This window comes from Microbacterium sp. 3J1, assembly GCF_001049495.1.
Classification (GTDB): domain Bacteria; phylum Actinomycetota; class Actinomycetes; order Actinomycetales; family Microbacteriaceae; genus Microbacterium.
This window is the reverse complement of record NZ_CDWI01000001.1, coordinates 209,481-224,846: the sequence shown is the minus strand read 5'-3', so window position 1 is coordinate 224,846 and position 15,366 is coordinate 209,481. Positions and strand designations below refer to the sequence as shown.

The window sequence follows — 15,366 nt, the reverse complement described above, 5'->3', positions numbered from 1 at the left end:
GAGCCCTCGCGATCAGAGCACCGACTGCGCCTCGGTGAGTACGCTGCGCAGGATCTGCTCGATCTGGCGGAACTCGGCGGCGCCCACGGTGAGCGGCGGCGCGAGCTGGATCACAGGGTCGCCGCGGTCGTCCGCCCGGCAGTAGAGCCCGGCCTCGAACAGGGCGGGGGAGAGGAAGCCGCGCAGCAGGCGCTCCGACTCGGCGTCATCGAAGGTCTCGCGGGTCGCCTTGTCCTTCACGAGCTCGATGCCGAAGAAGTAGCCGTCTCCGCGCACGTCGCCGACGATCGGGATGTCGAGCAGCTTCTCGAGCTCGGCGCGGAACAGCGGCGAGTTCTCGCGCACGCGCTCGTTGAGCCCCTCCTCGTCGAAGATGGCGAGGTTCTCGAGCGCGACGGCCGCCGAGACGGGGTGCCCGCCGAAGGTGTAGCCGTGGGGGAACGACACGTCTCCGTGCGAGAAGGGCTCGTAGATCCGGTCGCTGACGATCGTGGCGCCGATCGGCGAGTAGCCGCTCGTCATGCCCTTGGCGCACGTGATCATGTCGGGCACGTAGCCGAGCCCGGAGCAGGCGAAAGTGTGGCCGAGGCGACCGAAGGCGCAGATGACCTCGTCGGACACCAGCAGCACATCGTGTCGATCGCAGATCTCGCGCACCCGGGCGAAGTAGCCGGGAGGAGGCGGGAAGCATCCGCCGGAGTTCTGCACCGGCTCGAGGAAGACCGCGGCGACCGTGTCCGCACCCTCGAAGAGGATCATCTCCTCGATGCGGTCGGCCGCCCAGCGGCCGAACGCCTCGAGGTCGTCGCTCGGCCCGCCCATCTCGGCCGCGCGGTAGAAGTTGGTGTTCGGCACACGGAATCCGCCGGGCGTGACCGGCTCGAACATCGCCTTCATCGCCGGGATGCCGGTGATCGCCAGCGCGCCCTGAGGCGTGCCGTGGTACGCGACCGAGCGGGAGATCACCTTGTGCTTGGTGGGCTTGCCCATCAGCTTCCAGTAGTGCTTCGCGAGCTTGAAGGCGGTCTCGACGGCTTCGCCTCCGCCCGTGGAGAAGAACACGCGGTTGAGGTCGCCGGGCGCCTCATCGGCCAGCCGGTCGGCGAGCTCGATGGCGGCGGGGTGCGCATACGACCACAGCGGGAAGAACGAGAGCTCGGATGCCTGCTTCGCGGCGGTCTCGGCCAGACGACGGCGGCCATGCCCGGCGTTGACGACGAAGAGCCCAGAGAGGCCGTCGAAGTACTCCTTGCCCTTCGAGTCCCAGATGCGGTGGCCTTCGCCCTTGACGATGATGGGCACACCGCTCTTCTCCATCGTCGACTGACGGGTGAAGTGCATCCAGAGGTGGTCCTTGGCCATCGCCTGGAGCTCGGCCTCGGAGGGAGTCGTGCGGTGTGTGCTCATCTGGTCCCCCAGTTGTAGAGCTGCTTCTGCAGCTTGGCGTAGATGAAGGTCTCGGTCGACAGCACCCCGTCGATCGGACGGATGTGGTCGTTGATCATCGCCAGGAGGTCCTCGTCGTCCTCGCAGACGACCTCGGCGAGGATGTCGAAGGACCCGACGGTGATCACGACGTAGTCGATGGCGGGGATCTCGGCGATCGCCTCCGCGACGACGCGCGTGTCGCCGGAGACGCGGATGCCGATCATCGCCTGACGCGGGAACCCCAGCTGCATCGGATCCGTGACCGCCACGATCTGCATGACGCCGGATTCGGTCAGGCGCTGCACCCGCTGACGGACCGCGGCCTCGCTGAGGCCGACCTCCCGCCCGATGTCCGAGTACGAGCGGCGCCCGTCCTCCTGGAGCAGCTCGATGATGGTCTTCGCCACGTCATCCAATGGCGGGTGCTTCTTCGAGGACGGCATGGTGCGATCCTCGCACTCTCAGAGGCTCTCGGCAACCGGATCCGCAGAATTCGTGCTCTGAGAGTGGCGAAACCGGAACTGGAGTCAGGACTCGATCGGGCCCAGCCAGGCGCTCGCCGCCGTCGCGTGCGCCGACTCCGGGTCGGACGGGTGGAACGCGCCGGCCAGCACGTCGCGGTACAGCCGCGACAGCTCGTTCGAGGAGAAGTACGACCCGCCGCCCGCGACGAGCATCGCCTGATCGACGACGTGCTTCGCGGTCGTGATCGCCCGGTGCTTGACGCCCGAGAGCAGGGTGAACCATCGGGCCCCGTGATCGGCGCTCTCATCGACGTCCCGCGCGAGGGCCGCGATCTGCGGAGGCAGCGCGTCGTAGGCGAGCCCCATGTCGGCGATTCGCCAGCGGATGTCCGGGTCCTGGCTGTACGCCGCACCCGTCTTCTTCGATTTCCTCTTCTTCGCGGTGAGGACGGCGAGGTCGAGCGCGCGTCGGGCGACGCCCGTGTAGACCGACGCCAGCAGGATCTCGAACACCGAGAAGATCCCGAACACGATCGGGTCGGGGTTGGGCCCCGGGTCGATGCGGCGCACGACGTGTGCGGCATCCGCCGTCGCGCCGTCCAGCCGCGTGGTCCTGCTCTGCGTGGCGCGCATGCCCAGGGTGTCCCAATCATCGCCCGTGACGACCGCGTCGTCGCGTTCGACGAAGGCGAAGACGAGCTTCGGCGCATCGGGACTCGTCGTGTCGAGCCCGTGCAGGCCGAGCTTCGTCCAGACGGGGGCGAGGGAGGTGAAGATCTTCGTGCCGGTGAACAAGTAGCCGCCGTCGGCGACGGGGCGCGCGTCCGTGTCGCTGGCGAAGAGGACCAGGTCGTTGCCGCCCTCGCTGATGCCGAACGCGAACACCTCTCCGGCGACCGCGCCCTCCTGCACGAATTGGAGGCCGTGGATGCCGCGGTCGGAGAAGACCTTCGCGACACCCGTCCACACCAGGTGCATGTTGATCGCGAGGGCCGTGGCCGGAGCGGCTGTCGCCAGCCGCTGCTGCAGGATCGCCGCCTCCGCGAGCCCGAGGCCCGCTCCGCCGCGCTCGGACGGCACGAGGATCGCCAGGTATCCGGCATCCCGCAGCTCGGCGAGGTCCTGCTCGGGGAAGGTGTTGTCGCGGTCGTGGATCGGAGCGCGCTCGCGGATGCGCTCGAGCAGGTCGTCGGGCAGATACGCGGTCGGGTCGAACGTGCTCACGCGAGGGCCTCTCTCAGCTGTCGGACTGTCTCCTCCGGCTTGTCCCGGTGCAGCGAGTGCCCCGCCCCCTCGACGACCGACAGGGTGAGGAGGGGGTTGGCGTCGAGCACGGATTCGGCGACCTCGCCGGTGAAGATGCTGTAGACCGCGGGATCCGACGCGATGACGTGCGTGGGCACCGTCAGGCGGGCGGCATGGGCGGTGACGTCCCACGGAGTGTTCTGCACACTCGTCTGCTCGACGGCCCAGGCGCTCGCGCGATGCACGGCGTCGACCTTGAGCTCCCAGTCCTGCGGATGCCAGTGCGGATGCTCCTGCTGCACGAGCTCGACGCGGTTGTCGGCGAACGCGCGCTCCTGGCTCTTGCGGACGATCTTCGCGTCCCGGCCGCCGACGAGGATCGCGGGGTCGAGAAGCACGATACGGCGGGTCCACGCGGGTGCGGATGCCGCGGCGACCGTGCTCGCGGCGCCGCCGAGGGAATGGCCGATCACGGCATCCCAGGGTTCTCCGTCGTCCCGTCGCGTCGCCGCCAGGTCGGCTCCGTACGCCTCGACGCTGTAGTCGAGTGCCCGCGGTGCGTCGCCGTGCCCGCGCAGGTCAACGGCGGTGGCGTGCCAGCCCGCGGTCGCGAGCGCGTCGCCGAGCCGCCACATCAGCGCGCCGGATGAGCCGAGTCCGTGCACGAGCAGAGCGTATCGACCGGCCGACGGGTCGCCCCACGCGAGGCGGGGCAGGGTGAGCGGAGCAGGCATGATCCCAGCCTACGACCGGCGGCGGACGTGAGGCGGGGCGCGGGCGGCGCCCGGTCAGCCCAGCGGCGGCAGGTCGCCGTGCGTGGTGAGCACGCGCGCGGCCGCCGCGTGCCCCGCGGCGAGGCGATCGGCGAGTGCGGCGCCGTCGAGCGTGGCGGCGAGGAACCCCGCGGCGAACGCGTCACCGGCGCCCACCGGTTCGACGACCTCGACTCGCGGAGCGGGGACGAACACCGGCTCGTCGTCGCCGGGGAACGCCGTCGCTCCGATGTCGCCGTCCTTGACGATGAGGAGGCCGCAGTGGGGGAGGTGCGCGCGGATCTCGGTAGGAGTCGCCGTGCCCCAGATCCGCTCCGCCTCGTCACGGCCGACGAAGGCGATGTCCGCGGCATCCGCGAACCGGGTCAGCGTCGCGGCCGCATCCTCCATCGTCCACAGCGCGCGCCGGTCGTTCACGTCGAACGAGACGAGGGCGCCGGCTGCTCTCGCGTCGACGTACAGCCGGTCAACCATGGCGCGGCAGGACTCGGAGAGCGCGGGAGTGATGCCGGTGGTGTGCACGACCCGGACGCCGGCGAGGCGCGAGGCGTCGAGGAATCCCGCGGCCATGCGGGACGCCGCGGAGCCTCGGCGGTAGTAGTACACGGACGACGACTCGGTGCCGGGGTCCTTGAACATGACGCCGGTCGGGGCATCGGCATCCGTCTCCACCCAGAGCTCCACCCCTCGCCGCTGAAGTTCGGTGGAGATGCGGATGCCGATCGGATCATCGCCGAGCCGGGAGGCCCATGCCGCGGTGCGCCCGGCTGCGACGAGTCCGACCGCGACGTTGCCTTCGGCGCCGGCCAGGCCGAGGGCGGCCGATTCCGTCTCGGCGAGCGGTGCGCCGAGGGCCGTGACGAGGCCCATGGATTCGCCGACGCAGACGACCTCGGGGACGGGGGTGGGGGAGGGAGCCGGGCTCATGAAGGGGTGACCGCCAGTGGTTCGGTATCGGGGTGGGGACTCGCGTCGCGGTGACGCAGATCGGGGAAGGAGCGCACGAAGACGATCGCGACGATCAGACCGACCGCGGCGAACAGGGTCGCCGCGAGATAGGCGCCGCGGGGATCGGTCGCGTCGACGAGGAATCCGGCGACGGCCGACCCGGCGGCCGCTCCGATGAGCTGACCCGTGCCGGCCCAGCCGAAGGCCTCGGCGGTCTCGCTGAACTTGACGCTCGCGGAGGTGATGGCGAAGAGCACGGCCAGAGCGGGGGCGATGCCGATGCCGGCGACGATGAGGGTGCCGCCGAGCCAGAACTCGTTGAGGGAGAACATCGTGAGCGAGAGTCCGACCGTCACGATGAGCAGGCGGCGCGCCATCGCCCAGGGGCCGATCGGGATGTGGCCGAAGGCGAGACCGCCCGCGAGGCTGCCGACCGAGAAGACGGCGAGCACGAGTCCGGCGGCGAGGCTGCCGTGCTCGAAGGTGGCGACGACGCCGACCTCCACCGCGGAGCAGGCGCCGATGAGGAGGAAGCCGACGACCGTGGCCAGCAGCACCGGGGGCTTGAGGACGACCGTGCCGAGGGCGTTGCGGCTGCGCGGGATGCGCACGCGGCCCACCTCGGGCGACAGGATGAACCACGCTCCGCCACCGACGAGCACGATGGCGACGAGCAGCAGGCCCTCCGCCGTGCCGATCTGCGTCGACACGAGGGTGATGACGACGGGCGCGATGACCCAGATGATCTCCTGCAGGGAGGCGTCGAGGGAGAACAGCGGTGTGAGCTGCTTCGCGTTGACGAGCTTGGGGTAGATGGTGCGCACCGCGGCCTGGATCGGCGGAGTGGAGAGTCCGGCGATCATTCCGAGCACCATGTACCCGGGAACGGAGAGGGGGAGGAGGGCGAGTCCGAGGATGGCGACGACGCAGATGCTCAGGGTGAGCGTGAGCACGCGGCGCATTCCCCAGGCGCCCATCCATCTGCTCGTGATCGGGCCTGCGACGGCCTGGCCGACGCTGGTCGCCGCCAGCACGAGGCCGGCCGATCCGTACGATCCTGTCTGCTGCTCGACGTGCAGAAGGATCGCGAGGGAGCTCATCCCGTTGGGGAAGCGAGCGGTCAGCTGAGCCGCGATCATGCGCGCCACTCCCGGCGTGCGAAGAAGGTCCCGATATCCCGCCACGACTCAACGCTACCGGGAGCCGGAGGCGGTCGCAGAAGGGGGTGCTCGGCGACACGCCGCGACACGCCGGGATGCAGTTTCCACAGGAATCGGAATGTCAGAACCCCCTCGTAGGGTCGCCCCTGTGGATGGATCTCGCCCAGCTTCTTCACAGCCGCGATTTCTCGCGGTTCGGAGGCCGCTGCCCGAGGGCTCAGCCTGTGGAAGAAACGGTGGACAACCTGTGTTGTATCAGTGGAGAGCGGTGGAAAACTACACGGATGTAACTACTACCCCTTGTGGTCACCCCGAATGTCCGTACCCATATGTAGTATTGAGATCCCGGTGAGGGTCTACCGGAAAGCAGCCCGACGAGAAGCGGGCCAGAGATGTGAGGGGAAGCGAAAAGATGTCGATCACGGTCTACACGAAGCCGTCCTGCGTTCAGTGCAACGCCACCTACCGCGCGCTCGACGCCAAGGGCATCGAGTACGAGATCCTCGACCTGTCGGAGGACCCGGCAGCCCTCGAGCAGGTCAAGTCGCTCGGCTACATGCAGGCACCCGTCGTCGTCACCGACGAGGGCCACTGGTCGGGCTTCCGTCCCGACAAGATCGACGAGCTCGCCTCGCGTCTGGCGTGATCGCCCATGAGCGCCGTCGCGACCGCTGCGCCGCTCCTGGTCTACTTCTCGAGCGCGTCGGGTAACACCGCGCGCTTCGTCGAGAAGCTCGGGCTTCCGGCCCGACGCATCCCCCTTCACCGGCAGGACGAAGAGCTCGTCGTCGACGAGCCCTACGTCCTGGTCACCCCCACCTATGGCGGGGGTGAGGGGGGCGGCGTCGAACGAGGCGCGGTGCCCAAACAGGTCATCCGATTCCTCAACGACGAGCGCAACCGGCGTCATATCCGCGGAGTCATCTCTGCGGGCAACACCAACTTCGGCGACTCGTTCTGTCTCGCCGGTGACATCATCAGCCGCAAGTGCCACGTGCCTCACTTGTATCGGCTCGAGATCTTCGGCACACAAGACGATGTTGATCGCGTGAGCGACGGATTGGAGCGACGGTGGGTACCGCAGTTGACGAGCAGGCAGGAGCCGACTCAGTGACGGATACGGTGGCGTTCAAGATGAACCCGACCTATGAGGGTCTGGACTATCACGCCCTCAACGCGATGCTGAACCTGTACGACGCGAACGGCAAGATCCAGTTCGACGCCGACAAGCGCGCGGCCCGCGAGTACTTCCTCCAGCACGTCAACCAGAACACCGTGTTCTTCCACTCCCTCAAGGAGCGTCTGGACTACCTGGTCGAGAAGGAGTACTACGAGCCGGCGGTCATCGAGCAGTACTCGCTCGAGTTCATCCAGAAGCTCAACGACCTCGCGTACGGCAAGAAGTTCCGCTTCGAGACGTTCCTCGGCGCCTTCAAGTACTACACGAGCTACACGCTGAAGACCTTCGACGGCAAGCGCTACCTCGAGCGCTTCGAGGACCGCGTCGTGATGACGGCCCTCGGCCTCGCCGACGGCGACGAGCAGCTCGCCGTCGCACTGGTCGAGGAGATCATCTCCGGTCGCTTCCAGCCCGCGACCCCGACGTTCCTCAACGCGGGCAAGGCCCAGCGCGGCGAGCTCGTCAGCTGCTTCCTGCTGCGCATCGAAGACAACATGGAGTCGATCGCCCGCGGCATCAACTCCGCCCTCCAGCTCTCCAAGCGCGGTGGCGGAGTGGCGCTGCTGCTCTCGAACATCCGCGAGGCCGGCGCACCGATCAAGCAGATCGAGAACCAGTCCTCCGGCATCATCCCCGTCATGAAGCTCCTCGAAGACAGCTTCAGCTACGCCAACCAGCTCGGAGCCCGTCAGGGTGCCGGCGCGGTGTACCTCAACGCGCACCACCCCGACATCATGCGCTTCCTCGACACCAAGCGTGAGAACGCCGACGAGAAGATCCGCATCAAGACGCTGTCGCTGGGTGTCGTCGTCCCCGACATCACGTTCGAGCTCGCCAAGAACGGCGAGGACATGTACCTCTTCTCGCCGTACGACGTCGAGAAGGTCTACGGCGTCCCCTTCGGCGACATCTCGGTCACCGAGAAGTACCGCGAGATGGTCGACGACCCGCGCATCAAGAAGACCAAGATCAACGCGCGCGAGTTCTTCCAGACCATCGCCGAGATCCAGTTCGAGTCGGGCTACCCGTACATCATGTTCGAGGACACGGTGAACAAGGCCAACCCGATCAAGGGCCGCATCAACATGTCCAACCTCTGCAGCGAGATCCTGCAGGTGAACACGCCGACCACGTACAACGACGACCTGTCGTACGACCAGATCGGCAAGGACATCTCCTGCAACCTCGGCTCGATGAACATCGCGCTGTCGATGGATGCCGATGACCTCGGTCAGACCGTCGAGACGGCGATCCGTGCGCTGAGCGCGGTCAGCGACCAGAGCCACATCCGCTCGGTCCGCTCGATCGAGGACGGCAACGACCGTTCGCACGCGATCGGCCTCGGGCAGATGAACCTGCACGGCTACCTCGCTCGCGAGCACGTCCACTACGGGTCCGAAGAGGGCATCGACTTCACGAACATCTACTTCTACACGGTGCTGTTCCACGCGCTGCGCGCCTCGAACAACCTCGCGATCGAGCGCAAGCAGGCCTTCGACGGCTTCGCCGACTCGACGTACGCGTCGGGGGAGTTCTTCGACAAGTACATCGAGCGTGCCTGGGTGCCCGAGACCGAGAAGGTCAAGGAGCTCTTCGCGGGCAAGCACATCCCGACGCAGGAGGACTGGGTGGCGCTGAAGGCGTCGATCCAGGAGCACGGCATCTACAACCAGAACCTCCAGGCGGTGCCTCCGACCGGCTCGATCTCGTACATCAACAACTCGACGTCGTCGATCCACCCGATCGCGTCGAAGATCGAGATCCGCAAGGAGGGCAAGCTCGGCCGCGTCTACTACCCGGCGCCGTTCATGACGAACGACAACCTGGAGTTCTACCAGGACGCGTACGAGATCGGCTACGAGAAGGTCATCGACACGTACGCCGCCGCCACGCAGCACGTCGACCAGGGCCTGTCGCTGACGCTGTTCTTCAAGGACACCGCCACGACGCGTGACATCAACAAGGCCCAGATCTACGCATGGCGCAAGGGCATCAAGACGATCTACTACATCCGTCTGCGTCAGCTGGCGCTCGAGGGCACTGACATGACCGAGTGCGTCTCGTGCATGCTCTGACACTTCGACAGGCTCAGTGACCCAGGTATCGAGAAACGACGAATCATGACTCCCCACCCCCCGCTCAAGCTGGTCGACAGCGTGCAGGCGATCAACTGGAACCGCATCCAGGACGACAAGGACCTCGAGGTCTGGAACCGCCTGGTGAACAACTTCTGGCTGCCCGAGAAGGTGCCGCTGTCGAACGACGTCCAGTCGTGGAACACGCTGACGCCCGAAGAGCAGCTGCTCACGATGCGCGTCTTCACCGGGCTCACGCTGCTGGACACGATCCAGGGCACCGTCGGCGCCGTCTCGCTCATCCCTGACGCGATCACCCCTCACGAGGAGGCGGTGTACACGAACATCGCGTTCATGGAGTCGGTGCACGCGAAGAGCTACTCTTCGATCTTCTCGACCCTCGCGTCGACGAAGGAGATCGACGAGGCGTTCCGGTGGTCCACCGAGAACCCGAATCTTCAGAAGAAGGCTCAGATCATCATGGACTACTACCAGGGTGACGACCCGCTCAAGCGCAAGGTCGCTTCGACGCTCCTCGAGTCGTTCCTGTTCTACTCGGGCTTCTACCTGCCGATCTACTGGTCGTCGAAGGCGAAGCTGACGAACACGGCTGACCTGATCCGCCTCATCATCCGCGACGAGGCCGTGCATGGGTACTACATCGGCTACAAGTTCCAGAAGGGTCTCGAGAAGGAGACCGAGGAGCGCCGCCAGGAGCTGAAGGACTACACCTTCAACCTGCTGTTCGAGCTCTACGACAACGAGGTGCAGTACACGCAGGACCTCTACGACGGCGTCGGCCTGACCGAGGACGTCAAGAAGTTCCTGCACTACAACGCCAACAAGGCGCTGATGAACCTCGGCTACGAGGCGATGTTCCCCTCGACCGTGACGAACGTGAACCCGGCGATCCTCTCGGCGCTCTCGCCGAACGCCGACGAGAACCACGACTTCTTCTCGGGCTCCGGTTCCTCCTACGTCATCGGCAAGGCCGAGGCGACGGAAGACGACGACTGGGACTTCTGAGTCAGTTGTGCGGCGTCGCGCAATGCGGCGCCGCACACCATTGAAGTGGCCGGACCTCCGCACGATAGCACTCCTCGAAGAAGCCTTAGACGCTTCGCTCTGCCCGCCGCACCCCACTCCCTAGGACCTCACCAACGCGTGGACGGATGAGCCGTCCCCTGATCCGGCGGGCGAGGCGGCAAGGCAGTTCGTCGTGAATCTGCGCACAGCGATGGGGGAGAAGCGCATCCGTCGCGTGGCGAGTGAGGCCGGGATCGGTGGCACCAAGCACCGAAGGCTTCGACTGCTCAGGAGCACCCCGGCGCGCTCGAACTGTCCTCGGAGCATGTCGTAGGGATCAGGTTCGTCGAAGCGGCACATCAGGTGTCGACACGACGAAGGGGCGGATGCTGCGGCATCCGCCCCTTCGTCGTGACCGCCGGCATCGACGCACGCCGCGGCTCGCGTCGCTCGAGCGTGGTTTCACCCAACACCCACAGGCGCTGGGCAGCTTCACGGTCGAGCGCATGCGCCGCGACGCCGACACTGTGGCCTTCGGTGTCGACGATCGTCGCGGCTTCCTGGTTGTCCTCGAAGTAGCGACCGGTCACACCGCTGACGAGCGGGGAGGCCGCAACGAGAACAGATGTCGCAGCTCCTTGCGCAGGCGTCTTGAAATAGGACTGCTCGATCCGCTCCCCGGCTTCGTTCATCGCACCGAGTGCCCGGAGCGTGTCATCGTCGAGGTGACGTTGTAGGTTCGTGGTGATCCACCCCGGCATGAGAGCGTTCGCCGTGATCCCGTCGCCGGCCCACCTCTCCGCGATCCCGACGGCGAGCAGCACGTCTGCCGTCTTGGACTGCGCGTATGCGGCCCATCGGTCGTAGGGACGGCTCACGAAGTTCGGGTCCTCGAAATGCATGGGTGAGCGCAGGTGTGCGGTGGAGCTCACGATGGCCACCCGTCCGTCACTGCTGGCTGCCAGTTGCGGCCGGAGTCCTCTCATCAGAGCGAAGTGGCCGAGGTAGTTCGTAGCCAGCTGGAGTTCCCAGTGCTCGGCGGATTCTTCACGCCGGGGTAGGGCCATGATGCCGGCGTTGGCGATGACTGCGTCGAGCGGGGAGCTCCAGTTCTCGACAAAGCGATCCACAGAACCGAGATCGGCGAGATCGAGTTCGGCGGCGCTGACGTCTCCCGCTTCGGGGAGGCCTCTGAACTCGCGAAGGAGCATGTCCGCCTGTTCCGGGCGCCGTGTTCCGATCACGACGTTTCCGCCTGCGCGCGCCAGAGCGCGCACCGTCTCCGCGCCGATGCCGGACGCGCCACCTGTCACCAGGTAGGTGCGTCCGGTCAGGTCCACACCGTCGAGCACCTCGTCAGCCGTCGTCTTCGGGCCGAAAGGGGTGGCGATGAGCGAGTTCATGCGTTCTCTCCGTTCGCCTCTGTGAGACGCTCGAAGATCCGAGCCATCTCCCGAGGCATATCGCCGGGCTTGCGCGCGGTGATGAACTGCGCATCTTCGACGACGGGCTCGTCCACATACTCGCCGCCGGCGTCGCGGATCTCGTGGGCGACGTCCTTCCAGGAGGTCATGCGCCGACCCTCGACCAGGCCGGCGGTGACCAGCACCTGAGGCCCGTGGCACACGGCCCCGATGACACGGCCTGTCGTAGCGAAGTCCTGCACGAACGAGACCGAGTCCGAGTCCTGGCGAACGGCTCCAGGAGCAAGACCTCCAGGGATGAACAGGAGGTCGTAGTCCGCCGGGTTCGCATCAGCGACCGCAGAAACGCCCGTCGAGAGCGAAAGACCCTTGTAGCCGGTGACCGTCGTGCTCGCCGGGGTGAGCACATCGACGTCGAATCCCTCTTCGACGAACCGGTAGTACGGGTAGAAGAACTCGACGTCCTCGACGTCGTCCGCGGTCAGGATCGCGACACGGCCGCGGGTGCGACCGTGTCCGATTCCGGCGCGGTTGTCGGAGACGTCGTGATCGTGTGTGATGGGCATGTTCACCTCGAGAGATAATTGTTCGACAAACATCAAACAATTTTATTGTGCACAGCTGTTTGATACTTGTCAAACAGTTCGACTGCGTCCTCAGGTGGCCCTATGCCGTCGGCGTCCTGCCTGCGGGGGCGTAGGTGTGACTCGATGCAGCCTGGAGCAGCGCGGGCAGCAGTCCGGGCCACCGACGCTCGAGGTCGGCGAAGCGCAGGCGGACCCCCGCTTCGCGGCCCTGCACGCGGGTGGTGGTCACGCCGGCTTCGCGGAGTGTCTTGAAGTGATGGGAGAGCGTCGACTTGTGAATGGGCAGACCGAATTCCGCGACGTTGCAGGGGTGGTACTCACCGTCGGCCAAGCCGTGGAGGATGCTCAACCTGGCCGGATCGGCGATCGCCTTCAGCACATCCACGAGTTGGATCTCCAGGACGTCCGGCTCCCAGAACTGGCGCGAGGCTGATTCGTCGACGGGACCTGCCATGTTCGCTCCTCCGGGAATCCGTGCAATAGTTTGATCGTTATCCAACTATTGTAGCGCCTCGGGCGCTGAGAGATCTTGGGAGATCATTGATGGGCGATGCCTCACGGGACGTGGTCAGGGCGGACGGGATCACGAAGATCTACAGCGATCCGGATGGCCGTCCCCTGCCCGTGCTGAAGGACGTGTCCCTCACGGTGGGACGCGGCGAGTTCGTCGCGATCGTAGGACCGAGCGGGTCCGGAAAGTCGACGCTTCTCTACGCGCTGTCCGGATTGGAGCCCGTCGACGGGGGGAGCGTGGAGGTGGCCGGAAAGAGAGTGGACACGCTCAGCCGGGCGGCGCTTGCGAAGCTCCGTCGGGATGAGGTCGGTGTCATCTTTCAGACGTACAACCTCATCGGGTCGTTGACTGCACGGGAGAACATCGCTCTTCCGGCGATCCTCGCGCATCGTGCCCTCAGCGCGTCAGCGGTGGACGAAGCGCTGGCCGACGTCGGGCTGAGTGACCGCGGCGACCATCGACCTCGTGAACTCTCCGGCGGGCAACAGCAGCGAGTCGCAATCGCGCGAGTGCTCGCCGCGAAGCCTCAGGTGGTCTTCGCCGACGAGCCCACCGGCGCCCTGGATGAGTTGGCGAGCGCGAAGGTTCTCGAACTGCTGCATTCCGCCGCGACCGCGGATCGATCCGTCGTCCTGGTCACGCACGACCTGGAGGCCGCCGCGACCGCCGATCGAGTGCTCGTCCTTCGTGACGGCGAGATCCATAGACAACTCGCCAACCCCTCTGCGCGAGCCGTGCTCGACGCCGTCACGGAGGCAGGCCAGCTCTCGTGATCGCTCGACTCATCATCGCGGACCTCCTGAGCAACCTCCGGATCTGGGCAGGAGTGCTCGCGGTCGGATTTCTCACGGCATTCATCGCGGGTCTCGCCGCAGGATTCCTCGAATCCGGCATTCGCGCCGGAGGGGTGACGGCGTTGGCGACGTACGGGATCAGCGGAGTGGTGATCGTGTTCGTCCTCGTCGCCGCGATCATCGTCCTGTCATCCGTCGCAGGTCTCACCGTCGCCCTTCAGGAACGCGAGTACGCGTTGTGGCAGGTGATCGGCTTCACCCCGGCACGGATCCAAGCCGTCGTCCTCATGCAGGTGCTGGTCGCGTCCACGGTCGCGTCGATTCTCGGAGCTGTCGCGGCTGGCCCCGCCCTTGCCCCGATGCTCGGGTATGTGCTCGAGGGCGCGCGCGGCTTCGACGGGCTGGGCGCAGTGTCCTCGCCGGTTGGCGTGTTCTCCGCTGTCGGCACGGTGGTCCTTGTCTCGGTCGTCGCGAGCATGCGGGCCGCGCGCGCTGCGAGCAGAGTGACGATCACGGTTGCGATTCGGGGCGGCGGCTCGTCGCCGCGCCCTTTCCCGAGAGCGCGCATGGTCGGTGTCGGTCTGCTGACCGTCGCCGGAGCAGGGATGATCTTCGCTCAAGAGGGACGCTCTCCGGGCGCAGCCGAGCTGCCCTTGCTCATCGCCGGGGTTCTGCTGGCGGCCGCTGTCGCGGGCGTCGGTGCCCCGCTGTACGCGTGGGTGACCCGTGGCTGGACCAGAGCCGTGCCGACTCGGCTGTCCGTGGCATGGTTCCTCGCCCGCGCCGCCGCAGCCGACAACATCAGGCGAGGTGCGGCGACAGTGGGACCGCTCATGATCGCTTCAGCGTCGAGCGGCCTTCTGTTCTCGCTCGACGCGACGGTGTCGAGCGCACGTGCCGACTCAGCCCCCGGCGCGGGCTTGCCTTCACAGGTCGTGGTCCTTCTCATCGGCGGCCCCATCCTCCTTTCCATCGCCGGCGCCACAGCTACGGTCTTCATGTCTGGTCGCTCGCGTGCGGGCGAGCAGGCACTGCTGCAGTCAGCCGGGGCAACCCCCGAGGTCGTCATCGCCAGTGCAGTGTATGAAGCGGTGATCTATGTCGGGACCGGGCTCCTTTCCGCTCTCGTCGTCACGGTGCTGGCTGTTGCGGGGTCGGCTCTCGCCCTCCACGTTGCACCCGTTCTTCGCCTGGGTGAGGCAGCGGTCGTCGCTTCGGGCGCCCTGGTGCTCATGCTCGCCGCGACTGTCGCTCCCACCATCCGCGACCTCGGTCGTGGCGTGCGCGCGCCTCTGCTCGCGGCATGAACGTCGACGCGAGCGGGCCCGCACACCTTCATCTGCCGCTACATTAAGTGAAATATCACCTATCGAAGGAGTCGCCACCGTGACCTCAGACATCCGCACCCTGGTAGATGCTCACCTCGATGTATGGAACTCCGGAGATGCCGGGCAGCGCCTCACATCGATGGCGAAGGTGTACGCCGATGACGTCAGGACCACGGAGAGCGATGCCTCCTACGCCGGGCACGCCGGGGTGAACGAGGCCATCGCCGGTCTTCACGGCGCGCTGCCCGGGATGACTCTCACACTGAATGGGCCGATCCAGCAGGCGCAGGACCTCGTGACCTATCAGTGGAGTCTCGGGACGCCGACCGAGGGAATCGTAGCGGCCACCGGCCGCGACGTGCTTCTCGTGCAGAACGGGCTGATCACCGCGCTCTACGTCGTCATCGACGCCTGAACCAC

General features: G+C 66.5%; 16 protein-coding genes. 7 read left to right on the top strand and 9 right to left on the bottom strand.

The window, feature by feature from the left end:
- Nucleotides 1-12: 12 nt before the first annotated feature.
- From BN2660_RS01075 to BN2660_RS01050, 6 genes are all read right to left on the bottom strand, one after another.
- Nucleotides 13-1,407, bottom strand: coding sequence for an aspartate aminotransferase family protein (locus BN2660_RS01075; RefSeq protein WP_091226121.1), 1,395 nt, complete (start codon nt 1,405-1,407; stop codon nt 13-15).
- Nucleotides 1,404-1,871 (bottom strand): Lrp/AsnC family transcriptional regulator, encoded by a 468-nt coding sequence (locus BN2660_RS01070; protein WP_056517648.1) that lies wholly within the window; start codon nt 1,869-1,871, stop codon nt 1,404-1,406. Before BN2660_RS01070 ends, BN2660_RS01075 begins: the two co-directional genes overlap by 4 nt.
- A gap of 84 nt (nt 1,872-1,955) precedes the next feature.
- Entirely contained in the window at nt 1,956-3,116 is a 1,161-nt protein-coding gene (locus tag BN2660_RS01065) for an acyl-CoA dehydrogenase family protein (protein ID WP_091226119.1), read from the bottom strand.
- Nucleotides 3,113-3,871: an alpha/beta fold hydrolase gene (locus tag BN2660_RS01060; RefSeq protein ID WP_091226116.1), complete on the bottom strand. Its 759-nt coding sequence runs from the start codon at nt 3,869-3,871 to the stop codon at nt 3,113-3,115. The genes BN2660_RS01065 and BN2660_RS01060 overlap by 4 nt, the downstream gene beginning before the upstream one ends.
- A gap of 54 nt (nt 3,872-3,925) precedes the next feature.
- On the bottom strand, nt 3,926-4,837 hold the full coding sequence (locus BN2660_RS01055; RefSeq protein ID WP_091226112.1) for a sugar kinase: 912 nt from the start codon (nt 4,835-4,837) through the stop codon (nt 3,926-3,928).
- Complete coding sequence (locus BN2660_RS01050) at nt 4,834-6,042, bottom strand: MFS transporter (protein ID WP_176697040.1); 1,209 nt, start codon at nt 6,040-6,042, stop codon at nt 4,834-4,836. The genes BN2660_RS01055 and BN2660_RS01050 overlap by 4 nt, the downstream gene beginning before the upstream one ends.
- Before the next feature lie 388 nt (nt 6,043-6,430).
- Here BN2660_RS01050 and nrdH point away from each other — a divergent pair, with 388 nt between their 5' ends.
- Genes nrdH through nrdF form a run of 4 tightly spaced genes read left to right on the top strand, consistent with a single transcriptional unit; the run spans nt 6,431 to nt 10,299 of the window.
- Nucleotides 6,431-6,664 (top strand): glutaredoxin-like protein NrdH, encoded by a 234-nt coding sequence (gene nrdH, locus BN2660_RS01045; protein ID WP_045253199.1) that lies wholly within the window; start codon nt 6,431-6,433, stop codon nt 6,662-6,664.
- 6 nt (nt 6,665-6,670) lie between these two features.
- Nucleotides 6,671-7,132: a class Ib ribonucleoside-diphosphate reductase assembly flavoprotein NrdI gene (gene nrdI / locus BN2660_RS01040; protein WP_091226107.1), complete on the top strand. Its 462-nt coding sequence runs from the start codon at nt 6,671-6,673 to the stop codon at nt 7,130-7,132.
- A gap of 20 nt (nt 7,133-7,152) precedes the next feature.
- Nucleotides 7,153-9,273: a class 1b ribonucleoside-diphosphate reductase subunit alpha gene (nrdE, locus tag BN2660_RS01035; protein WP_091226238.1), complete on the top strand. Its 2,121-nt coding sequence runs from the start codon at nt 7,153-7,155 to the stop codon at nt 9,271-9,273.
- 45 nt (nt 9,274-9,318) lie between these two features.
- Nucleotides 9,319-10,299: a class 1b ribonucleoside-diphosphate reductase subunit beta gene (gene nrdF / locus BN2660_RS01030; protein ID WP_091226104.1), complete on the top strand. Its 981-nt coding sequence runs from the start codon at nt 9,319-9,321 to the stop codon at nt 10,297-10,299.
- Between the two features lie 359 nt (nt 10,300-10,658).
- Here nrdF and BN2660_RS01025 read toward each other — a convergent pair whose 3' ends face one another.
- The 3 genes from BN2660_RS01025 to BN2660_RS01015 all read right to left on the bottom strand — a co-directional run bounded on the left by BN2660_RS01025 (nt 10,659) and on the right by BN2660_RS01015 (nt 12,764).
- Nucleotides 10,659-11,702, bottom strand: coding sequence for an SDR family NAD(P)-dependent oxidoreductase (locus BN2660_RS01025; protein ID WP_091226102.1), 1,044 nt, complete (start codon nt 11,700-11,702; stop codon nt 10,659-10,661).
- Complete coding sequence (locus BN2660_RS01020; RefSeq protein WP_176697039.1) at nt 11,699-12,289, bottom strand: type 1 glutamine amidotransferase domain-containing protein; 591 nt, start codon at nt 12,287-12,289, stop codon at nt 11,699-11,701. The genes BN2660_RS01025 and BN2660_RS01020 overlap by 4 nt, the downstream gene beginning before the upstream one ends.
- Nucleotides 12,290-12,389: 100 nt before the next feature.
- A complete protein-coding gene (locus BN2660_RS01015) occupies nt 12,390-12,764 on the bottom strand; it encodes an ArsR/SmtB family transcription factor (protein ID WP_091226097.1) in 375 nt (124 codons plus the stop codon).
- A gap of 89 nt (nt 12,765-12,853) precedes the next feature.
- Between BN2660_RS01015 and BN2660_RS01010 the strand changes: the two genes are divergently transcribed.
- From BN2660_RS01010 to BN2660_RS16500, 3 genes are all read left to right on the top strand, one after another.
- Nucleotides 12,854-13,597 carry an ABC transporter ATP-binding protein gene (locus tag BN2660_RS01010; protein ID WP_091226094.1) on the top strand — a complete coding sequence of 248 codons (744 nt, stop codon included), beginning with the start codon at nt 12,854-12,856 and terminating at the stop codon, nt 13,595-13,597.
- Nucleotides 13,594-14,925: an FtsX-like permease family protein gene (locus BN2660_RS01005; RefSeq protein ID WP_091226091.1), complete on the top strand. Its 1,332-nt coding sequence runs from the start codon at nt 13,594-13,596 to the stop codon at nt 14,923-14,925. The genes BN2660_RS01010 and BN2660_RS01005 overlap by 4 nt, the downstream gene beginning before the upstream one ends.
- Before the next feature lie 79 nt (nt 14,926-15,004).
- Entirely contained in the window at nt 15,005-15,361 is a 357-nt protein-coding gene (locus BN2660_RS16500; RefSeq protein WP_176697038.1) for a nuclear transport factor 2 family protein, read from the top strand.
- Nucleotides 15,362-15,366 lie beyond the last annotated feature (5 nt).